At 33.3% G+C, this 18,083-nt stretch carries 16 protein-coding genes; all 16 read right to left on the bottom strand.

Going from position 1 to position 18,083, the window contains the following annotated elements:
• Positions 1-10: 10 nt before the first annotated feature.
• The 16 genes from JM79_RS12150 to JM79_RS12225 are packed head-to-tail and all read right to left on the bottom strand — an operon-like array spanning position 11 to position 18,083.
• The gene (locus JM79_RS12150; protein WP_141878398.1) at positions 11-1,015 is read right to left on the bottom strand and encodes a glycosyltransferase family 4 protein; all 1,005 of its coding nucleotides are present in this window, start codon (positions 1,013-1,015) and stop codon (positions 11-13) included.
• Positions 1,015-2,028, bottom strand: coding sequence for a glycosyltransferase (locus tag JM79_RS12155; protein ID WP_141878399.1), 1,014 nt, complete (start codon positions 2,026-2,028; stop codon positions 1,015-1,017). The genes JM79_RS12150 and JM79_RS12155 overlap by 1 nt, the downstream gene beginning before the upstream one ends.
• Positions 1,985-3,349 carry an O-antigen ligase family protein gene (locus JM79_RS12160; protein ID WP_141878400.1) on the bottom strand — a complete coding sequence of 455 codons (1,365 nt, stop codon included), beginning with the start codon at positions 3,347-3,349 and terminating at the stop codon, positions 1,985-1,987. The genes JM79_RS12155 and JM79_RS12160 overlap by 44 nt, the downstream gene beginning before the upstream one ends.
• Positions 3,343-4,386 carry a glycosyltransferase family 4 protein gene (locus JM79_RS12165; protein ID WP_221625454.1) on the bottom strand — a complete coding sequence of 348 codons (1,044 nt, stop codon included), beginning with the start codon at positions 4,384-4,386 and terminating at the stop codon, positions 3,343-3,345. Before JM79_RS12165 ends, JM79_RS12160 begins: the two co-directional genes overlap by 7 nt.
• A gap of 5 nt (positions 4,387-4,391) precedes the next feature.
• Complete coding sequence (locus JM79_RS12170; RefSeq protein ID WP_141878402.1) at positions 4,392-5,498, bottom strand: glycosyltransferase family 4 protein; 1,107 nt, start codon at positions 5,496-5,498, stop codon at positions 4,392-4,394.
• The gene (locus JM79_RS12175) at positions 5,495-6,307 is read right to left on the bottom strand and encodes a class I SAM-dependent methyltransferase (RefSeq protein ID WP_141878403.1); all 813 of its coding nucleotides are present in this window, start codon (positions 6,305-6,307) and stop codon (positions 5,495-5,497) included. Before JM79_RS12175 ends, JM79_RS12170 begins: the two co-directional genes overlap by 4 nt.
• Positions 6,297-7,292, bottom strand: a complete 996-nt coding sequence (locus JM79_RS12180) for a glycosyltransferase family 2 protein (protein WP_141878404.1) — start codon at positions 7,290-7,292, stop codon at positions 6,297-6,299. The genes JM79_RS12175 and JM79_RS12180 overlap by 11 nt, the downstream gene beginning before the upstream one ends.
• A complete protein-coding gene (locus JM79_RS12185) occupies positions 7,292-9,142 on the bottom strand; it encodes an asparagine synthase-related protein (protein WP_141878405.1) in 1,851 nt (616 codons plus the stop codon). The genes JM79_RS12180 and JM79_RS12185 overlap by 1 nt, the downstream gene beginning before the upstream one ends.
• A gap of 32 nt (positions 9,143-9,174) precedes the next feature.
• The gene (locus JM79_RS12190) at positions 9,175-10,719 is read right to left on the bottom strand and encodes a glycosyltransferase family A protein (RefSeq protein WP_141878406.1); all 1,545 of its coding nucleotides are present in this window, start codon (positions 10,717-10,719) and stop codon (positions 9,175-9,177) included.
• 29 nt (positions 10,720-10,748) lie between these two features.
• A complete protein-coding gene (locus JM79_RS12195; protein ID WP_141878407.1) occupies positions 10,749-11,699 on the bottom strand; it encodes a glycosyltransferase family 10 in 951 nt (316 codons plus the stop codon).
• On the bottom strand, positions 11,700-12,845 hold the full coding sequence (locus JM79_RS12200; RefSeq protein ID WP_141878408.1) for a glycosyltransferase family 4 protein: 1,146 nt from the start codon (positions 12,843-12,845) through the stop codon (positions 11,700-11,702). It abuts the gene before it with no gap.
• A gap of 3 nt (positions 12,846-12,848) precedes the next feature.
• A complete protein-coding gene (locus JM79_RS12205) occupies positions 12,849-14,249 on the bottom strand; it encodes a UDP-glycosyltransferase (protein ID WP_141878409.1) in 1,401 nt (466 codons plus the stop codon).
• Between the two features lies 1 nt (position 14,250).
• Positions 14,251-15,375, bottom strand: coding sequence for a UDP-N-acetylglucosamine 2-epimerase (neuC, locus tag JM79_RS12210; protein WP_141878410.1), 1,125 nt, complete (start codon positions 15,373-15,375; stop codon positions 14,251-14,253).
• Between the two features lie 15 nt (positions 15,376-15,390).
• Positions 15,391-16,284, bottom strand: a complete 894-nt coding sequence (locus JM79_RS12215) for an FkbM family methyltransferase (RefSeq protein ID WP_141878411.1) — start codon at positions 16,282-16,284, stop codon at positions 15,391-15,393.
• On the bottom strand, positions 16,250-17,050 hold the full coding sequence (locus JM79_RS12220) for a glycosyltransferase (RefSeq protein ID WP_185739493.1): 801 nt from the start codon (positions 17,048-17,050) through the stop codon (positions 16,250-16,252). Before JM79_RS12220 ends, JM79_RS12215 begins: the two co-directional genes overlap by 35 nt.
• Positions 17,043-18,083 (bottom strand): N-acetylneuraminate synthase family protein, encoded by a 1,041-nt coding sequence (locus JM79_RS12225; RefSeq protein WP_141878413.1) that lies wholly within the window; start codon positions 18,081-18,083, stop codon positions 17,043-17,045. The genes JM79_RS12220 and JM79_RS12225 overlap by 8 nt, the downstream gene beginning before the upstream one ends.

The raw sequence follows: 18,083 nt of genomic DNA on the forward strand, positions 1-18,083 counted from the left end.
TATAGAACTTTTAGCTTAGCAAATCCAGCCATTGGTGTTTAACTCGTTCCCAATCGAAATTCTCTATTTCGATTCTGGCATTTTTAGATAGTCGAGCGCTAAATTCAGGCTCAGATATCAATTTAATACAAGCAGTAGTCATCGCTTTAGCATCACCTGGAGGTACCAGGAGACCGGTTTGACCATTTTGGATTAGATATGGCATGCCACCAACATTGGTTGAAACCACAGGAAGTCCCAAGGCCATCGCCTCCATGACACTAACAGGAGTATTATCTACATTCGAAGTATTCAGAAAAATACAGTATTCTTTAGATAACGAAATAAGGTCAGGTTTAGAAAGCTTCCCGGGAAAGCTTACTTTCAGGTTATTTTCGTTCACATACTTCTTAAGTTCTTCGAGGCTACCATCCTTGTCGGGACCCACCATGCAAAGTTCGCTTTCAGGATAGAGGTCTGATAAATTTTCCAGTACCTGAATGGCTAATTTGGGGTTGTAAAGTTGCTGAAATGAGCGAATCCACAGCAATTTTGGATTAGTATGGGTTCGATGCTGGAAAGTGTAATTTTCAAGAGAAATAGCATTAGGAATACAAACAAGATTCTCATAACCCAGCTGCTTAAACTGCTGATAAAGGTATTTTGAAGGTGCTACCAATTTTGTTGCGGTCTGGAATAGATTTGTCACATAGTTACCAGAGGACCTGAGCCTATTCGATAATTTACCGCCATGCAAAATAAAATAGTAGTCTTTCCCTCTAAACCTGGCTATACTCCCACAAAGCTTTGCGTAAATAAAATTCTGAGTGCTATAGGTATCAATAAGAACTTTTTGATAGCTGCCGAATAAGCAATAAAAGCACATTTCAAGAAGTCTCAGAAATTTATTTTGAAAGTTTGAGATCGATACAATTTCTAAACCTTCAGTTTTGAGCAAATCTGGTATAGTATCAACTGCCGTTGGAGTTCTCCCCCATTTTTCAAGTTTGTTACCTATATAGAGTATTCTTTGCATCAGGCCAGAACTTGATTCCAGTCATCTCTCACACAACTCCAGTCAAATTCATCTACTTTGCTTTTAGCATTTTTACAGAGTAATACCCCTACTTCTGGGTTTTCCACAATGTCCTGAATAGCTACAGCCATTTGTTGAGCAGAACGATCCTGCACCAGGATTCCATCCATGGAATGATCAATTAGCTGTGGCATTCCGCCAACATTCGTACTAACTACCACCAGGCCAAGACTCATCGCTTCAATGACGCTTATTGGGGTATTATCCACAGTGGTGGTATTAATGAAAAAGTCATAATGTTGGGATAGGGAGGACCAGTATTTCTTCTTTAATTTCCCGGTAAAACGAACATCAAGATCATATTTCTCTGCAAGTTTCTTACAGGTTTTCATGGTACCATCCTTTTCCGGGCCTACCATACAAAGACTTGCCTGTGGATACTTTTCAGAAATAATCTTCAATACTTCGATAGCCATTATAGGATTATAACGTTCCTGAAAACGTCGTACCCACAGCAATTTAGGCTGAAAACTTTCACGCCTTTTAAATGGGTAGTTTGAAGTTTTTATGGCGTTGGGAATAACCTTAGTATTTTGAAAGCCGTGCTTTTCAAAAGCATCCTTTAAAAACATGGAGGGAGCTATATTAACTTTTGAGCTTCCGAATAGACTCTCACTAAACGATTTAGATCTTTCCAGTCGTTCCGGCAAATTCCCACCGTGTAGAATAGGAATATATTCGAGATTTGATAACTGACAGGCTTTACCGACGAGGTAAGCATAATAAAAGTTCAGAGCGCCATAGGTATCGATAAGAACAATATCGGTGGAATTCTTATAACGTGCTATCAAGCCGAGCATTTCCGTAAGTCTCAAAGCTTTGTTTGATCTTGTGGATGCAGTTTTAACTTCGTAGCCCTCCTTCCTTAACATTTTACTGAAAAAAGAAATATAGGTGACGGTAAAACTGTTAATTCGCAAGTCGTTTCCTATGTACAGGATCCTTTTTTTCATCTACTATATATAATAAAGCGAGACCATATACAAAGGCCGGTAATGCAATTCGCATAGCCGAATGATTTATGGTCAAAAACCAGAAGGCAACGAATGCCAGGAAGTAATAGTTATTCTTAAATTTAAACCAGAATATTATAGGTACAGATATAAGAATAAGTAATGCAAATATTCCTAATAAACCATGTTCCGAAAGTAGTCGGCTAATTTCGTTATGTGTAGCTATTTTTATACCCAAATTCTCCTCCCGATACTCATAACCCTTGCCCACCCCAATTCCAGTCAAAGGATGATGGTAAAATGCAGTTAATTCAGTTTCTACAAGCTCTAGTCTCCCTGTCGTGATATCTTCTTTTAGTTCACCGGCTGCATTCTTATTTAAATATCGATTTCCTATTAATCCCGATGTCTGGGCAAACGAAAAAAACCAAATTGCAATAAAAATAGCAGCCATTCCTAATATCCTGATGTTTGTACCCTCAATTCTTTTCGCTTCTTGTTTGTAATAGTAAAATATCAAGAAACATGTTACACAAATCAGAGCTGTTATAACACCTCCTCTAGAGAATGTTATAATTGCTCTGTAGCCCATTAATATTATTAGTATAATATCTATCAAATTAATAAGACGGTTACGAATGGTAAACAATCTGGTGCAGAGAAGAAAACAGCCTAAACCGAATACTGTAGAAATCTGGTTTGGTCCAAATCCTCCGGTAGCGGCATAATTACCCGAAAGACTAATTCTAACTGAATCCATACTAGGTGTATAAATATAGAGGTAGATCATCTGGGCTATTATGGGAGTTAATAGCATTAAAAGAACACGCTGAAAATCTTCCTTCTTGATTTTCTTATAATAACAATATAAAGCTGAAACACCCAAGCAAACCGGACCTGCCAGATTAAATGCTATAAGTTTACGGAAGTCAGCCTCATAACTTACTGTTATGGAAGCTATTATTACTCCAGGAAATAAGATAAGAAGATATATCCAATATGGGATAGTTTTCGAACTCGCCCCCTTGAAAAATAAACCAATTAATAAAAATATAATCACTGCATATTTACCCGTTTCATAAAAAATTACAGAACTGGTTTGTCTGAAAAAAACTTCTCCCCCCGCAATGTAGGCAGCGGCCATTAAAGCCTCATTACCTTTGTTTTTTCTATCAATTATGATAAAAAGGAAAGAGGCCATAATGCCTAGTAAAATAATTTTTGACAAGGCAGGAAAGGAATACATTATATAACCGTAAACAATATGAATTCCAAGCAACTTTAAATAAAACCGATTATTTTTATTTAGGTTTTTTAGCATAGGTTTCTAACAAACTCAAGATATCTAGGGATGGTTACTTTTGAAGCATAATTAGACATTATGAAATTATGAAATTTGATTGAATCAGTTTTAGCTCTCTCAGTATTAAAAGCATAGGTCTCTATAGCATTGACCAATTGATCTAAATTTTGGGACGGAATCAATATACCCCGGTTCTTTAATAATTCTTTACAAACCCCAACATCAGTAGAGATAACGGGTAAACTTGCAGCTCCATATTCCAGAATCGCCATTGGCATGCCTTCGTAGGTTGAAACCAGTATCCCGAGATCCATAGTAAGTAAAATTGGGTAAGGATCAGTAATAGTATCATAAAAATTAACATATCCCTTTCTTTTCTCGAATTCCTGCTTTATATATGTTGAGTAATCATCTTTAAAATCCCTACCTATAAAATGAACTTGTAAGTTTATTTCACTTTTTACAATATCCACAGCCTTCAACAATAATAAATGATTTTTTTCCTGACGCAAATTAGCGGTACATACTATATTAAAGCGTTTTTTGGAAGAATATTCTGGATTTTCACTTGTTGGGTTAACAAAATTGGGCAAATAGATAGAATTTTTAAATTTTAGTTGACCCCGGGACCAACTTTGCATTTCAGGATTCACTGATATTATTCCGTCAAAAAAATTTGAGAAGATTAATAGAATTTTCTCTTTCAGAAAAGGCATATTAGGACTATTCCCGTGGTGATTATGCCATATAAGTTTAAAATTTTTGAATTTAATTTTACATAATGAAGCTATAAACCAAGAGGTTCCATGAGCATGGACAATATTAATATCATTCTTTTTTATAAAAACAACCAATCTCAAAATTGCCTTATAATCAAAAGTTTTTCGCCGATCCAGGTGATAATACTTTATTTTTTCACCTAAATTATTTAAAAATTCACCCTGAGCTCTTGTAGTTATTAAATATGAAGACACTCCAATTTCACTTAAGGAATTAGCATAATTTACAGCCATTCTTTCCGCTCCACCTGGATTAAGGCTATCTATTAATTGCAAGATCTTCATATTAATTTTCGGATTTCTTTTTCAAACCTTTCAAGCGTATATTTTTGAGACCATTTGAGTGATTCGTCAGACATTCTAGCCAAAATTTTTGGATCATTTAGAAATTCCTCTATCTTTTTTGAAGCATTTACCTTTTCAGGTTTTACCAAAATTCCTCTTTCTCCATCTCCTAACATCCATGGTATACATGAAACTTCAGTTCCTATGGGAACACATCCAAAGAACATGGCTTCAGCTAAGGCTTTCGGCCAGCCTTCACTTTTAGATGGTAATATGGAGAAATGAGCTTCTTTATATGCCGATTTGATCACATCAGCATTATGATTACCATGTAATTTAATCTTCTTTTTTAAATTCTTATTCTTTATTATGCTCTCTATTTCTTCTAACAATTCACCATCACCGTAAATATCTAAATGAACTCTATATTTCTTACTTAATAGTTCTTCAATGACATTAATTGCAAGTTTAGTTCTTTTACCTTCAATTAAACTTCCAACAAAAACAAAATTGAAACTTGGTTCAAAGACTTTTACAATATTCTCTCTTTCAGATTCCGAATAACTGGCTGTGAAAAATGAAATAATATTTTCTCTCTGATCTTTCCATTTTCCGTAGACTAGTACTTTGGTATTTCTGGTAAGAAATTTACTTTTAATCAACCATTTTTGAAAACGATAGCTGAATGGCTGTTTACTTTTTGGATCCCAGTTACCAGCATACTTAACTGTTTTCTTCTTTTTAGGAAATAAAACCTGTACTAATAATGCAATTAAACCTATATTTCCAGGACATCGAACATGTATATGATCTGCTTTTCGCATTTCCAAGAAGATTCGCCTAACATTTAATGGAAGAGCATATATTGAGAAAATTGCCTTCTTGAATGATGTGAAATTAAGACCATTTAAATAAACAAAATCAGTGCTTTTTAATGAATAATCAATGTCTATTTGAGATATCTTTTTCTTAACAGGTGCTATTATTACTAAAGTATCAACATATTTACTCCATACATTAATTTCCCTAACATATGGTGAATAAGCATAGTATTTATTCTTATCTATATAATGTGGAACATGAGAAAAAACAGCAAATCTCATTCAGTAGGTTTATTTTTCATCAGCATTGTTAAATGCATACATTGAAACATATACTCATCGGAAATCTTAGATCTCTCCCAATCCTGGAGATGCCATTTATGAAGTATCTCTCTTTTTTTGGATGAACTCGAAGGTAATAATACCAATAAAAAGAACCATTTGGATTTCCCAAGAATAGCTCTCCTATCCAGGATTTCGAAAGCATTTTCAAAATAATAAAAAACCTTTTTAGAAAAAGGCCATTCCCAATCCCTATCACTTTGAAATGGTCTATATAAATTACGGATTATTTTTAAGGGTAGGCTTGTTTCTAAAGGATCATAGCTAATCAATTCACCTTCTTTATTTAACTTACTTTTTATAACCTTTATTAATTCTTCCAAATTTTTAAAATGGTGTAAAACACCATAGGCATATATTAAGTCAAAATCCTTTTCTTTAAAATCGGGTGAAAGAAAATCGCCAATTATTGCCTTAGCCTGAGGTATATTTTTAAGTCTTTTTGAAAGGATGTTTATACCTTTCTCACTTAAATCTATAGCTACATATTCTTTTGCATTATTCGCTAAATGCATAGACAAAGAATTACCTGCATAACAGCCTAGATCCAAAACTTTTTTATTTTTTAAATCTCCAAACCAATAGACATGAAGGTCAAGGATTTGTTTTTCAACACCAATTTTCTTTTTGGTTTTATTTAAAATTCCATTTCTGAAATGGGACCAAATCTTAGTGGCAAAATTCTTCTTTTTGAAATCGTAGAACTCCTTCTGTCTTATATTAACCTGTTCTCTCTCTTTATTTTGCATTTCCTGGTTTCTTCAAAAACAAACTCATCCATCCAAAAAATCTCCCAAAAGTCTCTGTCAAAGACTCAATTTTATTCTTTGTAGTAAAAATATTACTGAATCTGATCATGGTTAAAACAAAACCTATAGAATGCCATTTTAACCGTGCCTTATAGGTAGGATTAGGATACTTAATTCTCCATACATACCATCCATTTCGCATCACCATTTTTCCATATTTAAATCTATTTGGTCGGCCAGCTTCATTATGCTTATGCATTACTCTAGCCCCTGTATGTAAATATAGCTTCCCTATTCTTGAAATACGTAAACAAAAATCCATATCCTCATATAAACCATAGCCTTTAAAGTAATCTGAGAATTCAATTCCATTAAAGACTAATTTCCTATAAGATGAGACTCCACCCATAAAAAATTCTACCGGATAAACTTTACCAGTTGGAGGAAGGAAACTTATCGATAGTCCGTTAGAAAATTCCGGCATTATTCCTGGCATTTCTTCACTCAGAAGATCTAATCTTTTTCGCAGATAATTACGTGATCCAATTTTTCTATACCAGCCATCAAATTCATATTCATCATCTTTAATTGATTCTCTTTTTTTAAACCACTCAACTTCATTGATTATATAACCTCCAACACCATAAGCCTCGGGAATACTATTGTAAGTTGAAATTAGTTTTTTGAAATAATCTTCTTCAAGGATTATATCATCATCAAGAAAACAATAAACTTCAATATCCCTATGGCTTTTTTGAATACCATAATTTCTTTGTTTGGTTAATCCTCTATTCTTCTCATCAACTTTGAAATATTTTAAATTGGGGTACTTCGAATTTTCAAGTAGTCTGGCCGTTTCATTATCAGGAGAACCATCTATTACTAATATCTCATTTGGATACAAAGTTTGCTGAGTTACAGATTGCAAAAGATCAGTGATTGCCTGAGGTCTTTTAAAAGTGCAAATGATTAAATTAAAATTCATTAAAGTTTCTTGTTTTTAATTTGATCAATTTCTAAGTTCAAGGCTGCTGCATTGATAATATCCATATTTGCAAATGGCCATCTTTTCAAATTCTTCCGCTCGAATGCTTTTAATTTTACTTGTTCCATATAATCAAAACCTAAATGTCCATTCTCAAAATAATCTCCTACATTTTTTTCAAGGTTTGGATTCTGATAAATTTCCACCCAATTATGTCCTAAAAATAGGCGATATCTCCCTTTAGGGCTTTTTGCTTTAACCAGTCTTTTGATCAGTATATTATCAATTTTAGATCTCAAAGCCCATATTGGAAATCTCAAAATACTTGGAGCATTTTGAGCAATTAATGGAATCTGGCTTGTGGGAATTCCCCCTAAGTCTTTAAGAATTGGAATTTGTTTCCCTAAATTATTAATGAATTTGTGATTTAAACGTTCATTAGGATGAATACTACTAGTATATCTCAACACTCTCATTGACATACCAGGACAATAGCTTCTATATTTATAATTGTTTATTAAAATTTGCTTTCCCATAGGGATTCGTGTATGGGTGTACCACAAAAACAATTCATCAACTAGTTCAATATATTTTAATTTGTGTGATTCAATTCTTTGGAATAGTTCATTTAAATCATTTTCAATATTCTTTGCTAGGCTACTTTTAGATATTTTAAGCTCTCTCGCTTTGATTGTTTTTGAACTATAGAAACTTAAATAATGATCGACAGTCCTTTTTTTCCAGTTTTCGAAATTTTCTTTAGAATTTTCTTCAAATTTATAATCCCTGGAAAACAAGGAATGTCTAACAAAGTTCTTTCGTTGATACTCTTTTGATGAAAATCTTTTTATAGTTCTACCTGTAAGTGCAGTCGATAAATCACCTATAAGTAATACATCTTTTTTTTCAACTCTAATATTTTCTAAAATTTCCAACCATGAACAAAGATATACCCCTTCTGTTTTACTCACATATTCTTCTATGAGCTCCAAATTTGGAAAATTTATTAATGTGTCCGAGTAATTTTTGTAATCTGCATTTGTTCTTTTTGCTAATTTACGAGCAACACTAATTTCATAACTATCATTAGGTCCATATGAGATACACTTAATGTCCTTTTTTTCAGGTAGGGCACCTAATAAAATCCTGCTATCTATACCACCACTTAAGGCTACAGAAAGCTCCTTCTCTTCTTTTAATAAAATATCTAATTCTTCCTTGAATAATTTCCAGTAATCATTTACTAAATTCGTAGTATCGCCAGTAAGTGTAGAGTTAAAGAGACTATTATCATATTTTGTATCCAGAATGTCTCCCTCGTAATTGAATCTTATCCATTCTCCCGGTAAGATTCTTTTACAGTTTTCCAGAATGGTTCTAGAGCCTATAGAAGAGTATTCGGGTAAGGTAGTACGTTGAATAATACCTGTCTCATCAAATTTGACATCGGTGAAGTTGCCTAATAAAATTATACTATTAGAAACAAAAAAACCTTCCTCTGATTTTAAATAATAAAGGGGATAAACTCCAATAGGATCATTACATAGGACGACTTCTGATTTTTTTTTGTCAAAAATAAAACTTGAGAAAGAACCAGTAATATTTTCTTTAACGGGCCATGAAGCAAAAATGGAATCTATGGCTTGTTCTTCCTGGACATTTACTCTTTCATTAAAAGCCTCAAAATTCCTTAGATATCCCTGATTAATGTATATGTTAGATTCACCCTCCTTATAAAATTCAACCTCATCTATTATTAGATCTAGTGGACCTAATTTCTTCAAATCAAAACTAGCGGATAAGTTTTTCAACTTATCATTCAGATATTTATTGCTTAAAAGAAATCTCATCTAAATTCGGTTTATTTAGGAGGTCAAGTCCCCTAGGACTGATCCAGTAAGTACTTACCCCAATAAAGACTTTTATCCCAACTTTTATTCATTATCTTAAAATAAGCAATTGGATTCTTAATGGTTTGTTTTCTATAAAATTTCAGAAACATGGATAGTTTATAGCCATATCTCTGTTCTAAGGTATAATATTTAAGAATCAGAGCCATCACTGTAGGCGATGGCTTTGGTTGGGGAGATTCAGCTTCCCATTTAAAGACCTTCTTGATACGAAAACCTCCCATAGGAGCTTTAAGGTGCGTAATTTCCAAAAAGGGATCATAAATAATATCGCATCCTCTATTCCTTAATTGCATTCCAAAATCTTTATCTTCTCCATATCCATGTTCAAAAGTATTTGAAAAGCGAACATTTTCTAAAAATTCACTTTTAACTATAGAATTACCTGCACCAAAGGTTCCCCATTGTTTAATTTTCTTAAAAATGATATTTTCATCAGGTTGCCTATAGGCTGTATTAATCATGTTAACACCAAGTCTTCGAATTTCGCTTAAGGCATCGCTTAATACACTGGAGGCTATTCGGTTATCATCATCACATAAAAAAACCCAATCTGAAATGACCTTTTCAAGTCCAAGATTTCTAGCATAACATACTCCAGTCCGCTGTGTAAAAATATGGACTAACTGAAATGGCCATTTTTCTTTAACTAGGCCTTGTAAATCAGAGGTATGATCCTCTCCCGGTTTTTGCTCAATTAAAATAACCTGATATGGAGTTAGGCTCTGATTTCTAAGGTCATTCAAGACCTGTTTTACCTGTTCAGTCCTACCTATAGTTGGTAAAATGACATCTATGTTGTTTGATAATTGACTTAACTGAGTAGATTTAATAGGTAGATCCCGTAGATCAATTTCTTTTTTAAACTTTTTGCTATTAAAAAAGGCAGAAATATATGATTTAATAGGTATATTTTTTTCCTTACTTATAAAGCAAAAGAATAGTATTGTTGTCCATATTGTCGTGTAATGACTATATACAAACCTGAACAAATCTGAATTATCTGCATTTATTTTTTTGACCAAAGGTATTTCTCTATTCACTATTAAGCTCGGTACTGAATAGCAAAAAAGTCCGTTTTCTAAACCTATTTTGGCAATAGAGTTTAATAAAAAACCAAAATCTGATTCTTTAGAAAAAAAATGTTTAAATTTTAATAAGGTATTTCCTTTGATCCCTCCAACATCTGTGCTCATGAACCAGGTACCATAAGAAACATTCCTGTTTACATTCACATATGGCATATGATCAATATAACCAACCGCCCTGGGTAAGTATTCAGAATAAACAGCATAAGAAGCCATGATTAGATCATGATGAAAAATTTTATTTATTTCTTCAAGATTTAAGTCTTTATATATTCTTTCTTCGCACCATAGAATCAATTCTTCAGGATATTCCTTAGCCAGATACCAAAATGCTGAAATGCAATTTAAACTCCCCACAGGAATCGAATCTCCACCAATTGATAATATATCAATCAGTTGGCCAGCATGACGATGGATTAATATTTTCAATTTATTTAAAAATTAAAATTTCTAATAGCTTATTTAATTAGTGTCACTTTTTCAATAATCTTGTCCAGGGCCAATTTTCTTTGTTCCCAAATAAAGCTTTCTCCCTTATTACTAATTTTATTATAAACTGAAATGCATTTATTTATTCTTTCAATAAATTCAGAGGAAGACATATTTTCAATATAATTAAATAGGTCAGATGGTTCAGTGAAATTCGAATAATCTATAAAACTTTCTTTAGGGAAAATTTGATAAATATTATTGCCCTTCCCATAATAAATAGGCAAACAATAATTCTCTATACTATCCCATATCTTCTCTGTGATATAATTATGAGCCATGGTATTTTCAAAGCATAGGTTAAAATTATAACTTTTTAAAATTTCAATTTTTCTGTCCTTCCAATTTCCTCTTCTGGAATTTTCTACTACAATACCTTCCGGCCATCCTCTACCGTAAATATCAAAAAGATCTTTTTCAAAACCCTTTAAAGCAATCTTGGTCCTTATCTTAATAAGATCAATATCATCTCCATTATTAAGCAAAGGTGATGAGTCAATTCCTTTAAAATAAGACATGAGGGCAACAACCCTCCTATTTTTAAGTTCAAAATCGTCTGATATTTGAGCTAACTTTTTGGATATATTTTTTGCATGAAAATTTAAACCTGTTGTAAATACATCGCGTGTATAAATATTCATAAAATGGCACTTAATAAATCCACCTAAAACCTTTTCAACCGATTTAAAACTAGTATTAAATCGTGGCTCCAAAGTCCAAACCAGAAATTTCTTATTTATCAGGGAAAAAATAAAATACTTTTTTAAATGCTTATAGTTTTGAGAAATTAAAATATCTGCATCCATTATATTTCCCGTTAATACAATTCCATTACTCCTTAGGTATTCTAAATCTCTTTCGTTCTCAAATGGGGTAAATACGAAACTTTTAATTTTATATAGCTTTATAAAATTTTCCATTCAATTAGAATTTTTCAAAATATCTTCAAAAAATTTTATGTTTTTGTCAGCCACAACCTGCGCATCAAATTTGTGTAAAATACGCTTTCTTGCATTTCTACCAAATTCCAATCTCAAACGAGGATTCTCAATAAGCTGGATAATCTTATCTGCATACTCTAAGTGACGTTTTGGGTTAAGCGTATAGCCGGTTTCGCCATCAATCATGACTTCTTGTGCCCAGCCTATATTGGAAGTAACCATGGCCTTTTCCATTGCCATGGCTTCCAGCCAGGTCATAGGCAAGGCTTCTGCAAAACTAGGTAAAACAACAACGCTAGCCTTTTTAATCTCTTCAGCTATTTCGCGGTATGGTATAACTCCTAAGAAATGGATTTTTTCTTTTGCCTCTTCGGTCAATTTTTCCTTGAAGAGCTTAAAAGTCGAATTTCTTTCCAATATATCTACAACATCCCTTCCTACCAGAATTAACCGGGATTCAGGTTTCTTTACTACAATATGATTGAAGATCTCAGCCAGTTCCAGCACTCCCTTTTTCCGGATAATAGTTCCGAAATAAAGTATAGTATTTTCCTTGATTAAGGAAGTTGATGGTAAAAATATATTCGCGTCGACAGAATTGGGAATTACCGTGTATTCATTTTTTACTCTAAAAACATTATTAGTTGTTTTACCGGTAAAATCACTTACTGAAATAATAGCATCTGCATTCTTAAAGGCTTTTTTCTCAAAAAACCTGTTTTTAAACTTTTGTTTTCTTCCTTCCAGGTGACAAAAATAGGCATCACTACCATTCAACCTCATTACCACAGGACATTCAATTTCCATTAACGCACTAATTCCTGTCCAGTCAGGCACTTCAAGAAGGTCAATTTGATCTGCCAAAATGGAATTATTGATATATTTCTGAAGATACTTTCGATAGAAATACCAACCTAAAACAGGATATTTTTGTTGGGCGATAAAGTGGAAATTAATCCCATCTTCCTCAACTACCAGGCTTTGCTTCTGTCCGTAAACAAAAATACTTACCTGAATATTATATTTAATTAATGCATTCGCCACATTTTGAATACTAGTACCCAAACCGCCTGAAGCCGTAGAGAGTTTATGAGGATACTCCGGAGTTAAAAAAGCTATGTGCATAGTTTATTCATTTTTTTCAGCAATTTCACCAATAGCTTTAGTAATTCTGGAGGTTGCTTTTTGTCCTGGGAGATCGTTTATAATTCCGAACCATTTTTCAGCTAATTCTATAGTTTGAGTAATCTTTCCATCCACAACCTGGAGGATGGTTTTCTTTATTTCTTCCTTTGAATTAATCCAAAGCACCGCATTTCTATCTGGCATAGACCGGAAATGAACATAATTATAGATTACTGAAACATCCTTAAGCATTACCTCGCCTTCCGGATCATAATTTATAAATGCACAGGGTTTTTTATAGGATACATAATCAAAAACCATAGACGAGCCCAGATTAATGACCATAAAAGTATTATTGATAATACTTGTTTGCAGGGAATTATCATATTTTTCAGGGATCATCTCATTCCAATGGTCGCCTAAGGTTTTCCATGCAGGAACTATAGGAACAATAATATCTTTAAATTCATCGAGAATCTTCTCGTATCTATTTGAAAAATCTACAGGAGCCCTTCGAAAAATTATACCCATATTATGGCCGTTCCGGTTCAAATCTTTAACCGCTAAGGCTACATCTTTTAAATAAACCTGATCCCCAGGCGACGTGGTAATGTCATCTCCGGAAAAGCAGAGGTACTTTCTTCCCTTTTTTAAATCGTAACGAGAATAAAATTCAGATTCCGGAATTATAAACTCCGAATCAAAATGAAACTGAAATTGGGGTGTTCCGGTAACCAATATCCTAGCCTCATCAACCCAAGGATAATAAGTTACAAGTTCTGCTTTCATATGATGGCTCCATACTAAGTAATAGTCAGTATCCAGAACTTTGGTCCCTTTAGGTAAATTATCCCAGGAAAAAATAAAACATACTGTGGGTATACCAAGATCCCTGGCTGCTAAAATGGGAGCAACCGTAGTTAAAGCTCGCTGAGTGCTACAAAAAAGTACTTCCGGTTTTTCTTTTTTCAAAACCTCCAGACAATGCTTGAAATAAGGAGTTTTTCTTTCAGCCTTCTCCATATTACTCTGTAACCGAATAACCCCATTCTTATTCGAATTCCTTCTTATTAAAGATGAGACTACAACATTCTTAATTCGTTTTTTTATTCCGCTACCTTTAGAAGGGAATTTATAAGATTGATATACCTGGTCTCGGAAATTTTCAGTAAAAAAGTTTAATTCAGCATCTATTTTAGCTCTTTTATAAAGATCTGCTATTGGTCCTGGTTTTCCTTCAAGTTTGATTTCAGAATATCCCATTTCAGATATATCTGCTCCGGTAAGATTCCAGTAAGTCAAATCAAGGTTATGCCTGGTGGCATCATCAGGAAAGGAACTATATATAAAATTCCTGATCCCAACTCCATCTGGTATTAAAATAAAGACTTTTCTTTTGTTCAAATTAGCTTAGATCTCTAAATTGTTTTTGATGTTCAGTTCGCCAAACCTCTGTACTTTTTAAGGTTCGCAAGAATCCCTCTGAACTTTTTCCATTACCAAAATTAGTGTTTTCAGAAGGAAATGTTAGGGTTCCTATTTTAGAAATAGCGTCTAAAATTTCGTTTTCAGCATACCCACAATTAATAATTTGGGAATCCTTAGATCTGTTGTTTTGGCGACTTCCAATATTTATAGAAGGCACTTTATAGTAAGGTGCTTCCCTTACCCCTGCACTACTATTCCCAATCATAAATTCTGCTTCCTTCAACAGACTTAAAAAATATTCAAAACGAAGTGAAGGAATAATCCTGAACCGGTCATTACTTTTCAGCTTTTTAATCTGTACCATGACCTCATTGCTTCCTAAATCATTATTCGGATAAATGATCACATAGTTCCTGTTAGATTTCAGGATTGCATTTATAAAATTTTCTGTGTATTCCGCAATATGGTTCACCTCTGTTGTTACAGGATGAAACATGGCAACTGCATATGTTTGAAAATTGATTTCGTAATACTGTTTTACAGTGGCCAGATCTGGTAATGTGTCTGAAAACATGATATCAATATCCGGTGAGCCTATCACATAAATTGAAGACGCCAGTTCTCCCATTTGGATCAGCCTTTTTTCTGCCTCTTCATTCGCTACAAAATGAATATGACTTAATTTACTCACACTATGCCGAATCAACTCATCAACAGTTCCAGATAGCTCTCCGCCTTCCACGTGGGCCACTAGAATATTATTTAAAGATCCTACGATAGCTCCTGCTAATGTTTCTACTCTATCTCCGTGAATTACGATCATATCTGGCATTAAATCTATTACAGCTGCGGAGATTCCCTCAATACTTTTAGCGAGAGTAAGATCCATGGCGGAAGATGCAGTATGATTTTTAAAAGCAGTGATGTTTTTGAAACCACATTTTTCTATTTCGATATAAGTATAGCCGTATTGCTCCTGCAGGTGCATTCCGGTTGCAAGAATATGATATTCGAAATCATTATTCTTTTCAAGAATCTGTATAAGCGGTTTGAGTTTTCCAAAATCTGCCCTTGTGCCCGTAAGAAATAACACTTTCTTCATTCTTTTGATGCTAAATTATTTAAGGCTTTTATTTAGTGCAATGGTTAGTTCTCCACATCTAAAATACTCAAATCCGAATTGCTCAAGTATTTTATTGATTTCTGAACGACAATTGAATTCATCATGGATTTCCATCGCTATGCATTTAGTAAATTGGAGGAAACTAAGATCTGCATCTTTCGAGGTAAACACCTCTTTTTCTGCTCCTTCTATATCGATCTTTAAAATATCTATTACTGACCAATTAAAATCTTTCATCAGCTGATTTACGGAAAATGCTGGTATACCTTTCTCATGATTAATCTCCTTTACTCGTCTGGCCCAATCTAGCCTATCTCTAAAGTCATTTATTATCTCAACCTTAGAATTACTACTCCATAATGCTGCATTTAATAATGAAACATTTTTATTTTTTGGAAGGTTATAATTCAAAACCTCATAATTACCTATATCAGGTTCTAAACAAATGATATTACAATTCTTAAATATTTTTAGAAAAAATAATGAAGTAAGACCAATATTACCTCCAGCGTCAATTATATTTAAAACTTTCCCTCCTGGAAATTTAAAATGGTTTTTATAGGATTTTACTACAGGCAAATATTCGCTCCAGAAAAAGATCTGTTGAAAAACATCGAGATCACTGGAAGGATCCCTCCTAATTTTAATTTGATTATCTGACAAGTCTCCAAAATTTCCAATAAAAGCTTTTGATGTTCTTTCAATTAACCTTCCTCTAAACCGAACCAGATAGTTAAAATACCTGTAAAATTCTATTTCTTCTCTACTTGGTTCAAGACCAATATTTTTTTTAAATAAATAACTAACAACAATAAATTGGTAATGAAAACTAAGAAAAAGAAAGCCTCGAATCTTACTTTTTTGTAACCCTATTTTTAAGACTTTCATATATTTCAAACTTCGTTCTTAGCATTTTTAGATCATTAACTAGCGTTCTTATATACCTGATATTATTGGTCCAAAAAATCTTTTTTAAAAATGACAGGATGGACCTGGATGGAGTAGAAAAATTCTTATTATATAATTGAAATTCTGCAATTGTTTCATTCTTAAATCTATTTCTTGATGAATTTTGAGTTCTATTAATAAAATAAAAATATGTCTCGTTTAGATCTAAAATTTTATAACCATTTTCTACTACTCTTTTAGACCATTCCTTATCCTCTATAGCCAAAAGTTCTTCATCGAATTTAAAATCTTCCCAGACCTTTTTATTAATAAGACAACAGGCACCCATTAAACCAAATTGTAAGGGATCTTTTACCTCAAATTGATTATGAAATGCTCTTCTATAATTGTCAAAACTATTGATATACCTTACCCCTGCTATATTTTCTCCTTCAAGTACTTTAAAAGTATGCTCAAAGAAGCCAGTTCCTATAGGAACTGAATGGGCACTCAGCAATAAAACATATTTGGATTTTGCAAGTGAAATACCTTGATTAATGGCCTTCCCGTAAGTAAAATTATCTATTGTACTAATCTTACAATTATATTGCAGACCTACCTCCCGGCTATTATCAGTTGACCCATTATCAACTATTATAATTTCTTTTATATATTTTGAATAGAGATTTGTGAGGATGCTCAGAACATTTTCCAAAGCTTCCGCTTCATTTCTATTCCTAATAACAACAGAAATTTGTCTATTCAAAGTCTGTATAGCTTAATTGAACGTCTTTTTTAAGATCTCGTTTTGTTTTCTTACCAATCAATTCATTATAATTTTCAGCTGAAATCTCACCAGTGCCGGGTCGTTTAACCCAGATATTATCTTTTGTTAGAAATTCTCCCTCCTTAATCTCTTTTATAGTACATACTGTTGCAAAAGCAAAATCTATAGTTACCTTCTCTTCCCTGGCTGGTTCTTTCTTACCACCCCGCATCAATGCAATTTCTTTACTATCACTAATTAAATGCCGACATTCAAGCTCATTCATACTACATAAGATATCCGGACCTTTTCGATCTTTATGATCGGTAAAATGTCTTTCCAGGATAGATGCTCCAAGGCCAACAGCCGCTAAACAGGCATTATTATTAAGCGTATGATCAGACAATCCAAAGACCTTGTCGGGAAAAGATGAGTTTAATTGTTGCATTGCTCCAAGTCTAACTAGGTTAGGAGGCGTTGGGTATAGATTAGTGGTATGCAGCAAAGCCAGTGGTACTTTGTGAAGATCGAAAATAGCCACAGCTTTCTTTACGCTTTCTATAGTATTCATACCTGTACTAAGTATGACAGGTTTTCCAAATTTTGCGATATGTTCTAGAAGTGGATAATTATTACATTCTCCACTTCCAATTTTAAAAGCGGGAACATCAAAGCCCTGCAACCTATTAGCAGCCGCTCTTGAGAAGGGAGTAGAAATAAAAATCATTCCTAAACCTTCTACATAATTTTTCAAGTCCAACTCATCATCCTCATCTAAAGCGCAATTTGCCATTATTTCATAAATAGAAATATCTGCATTCCCTGGAATTACATTTTTGGCTTCTGAGCTCATTTCGTCTTCTACTATATGAGTTTGGTGCTTTATCATTTCAGCTCCTGCTCGCTTAGCTGAGTCCACCATCTCTTTAGCAATACTTAAAGAACCTGAATGGTTTATTCCTATTTCAGCTATTACCAATGGTTCTTGATTTGGACCTATCTTTCTTCCTCCTATTTCAATTTCCGGTTGCAT

Source organism: Gramella sp. Hel_I_59 (assembly GCF_006714895.1).
Lineage (GTDB): Bacteria > Bacteroidota > Bacteroidia > Flavobacteriales > Flavobacteriaceae > Christiangramia.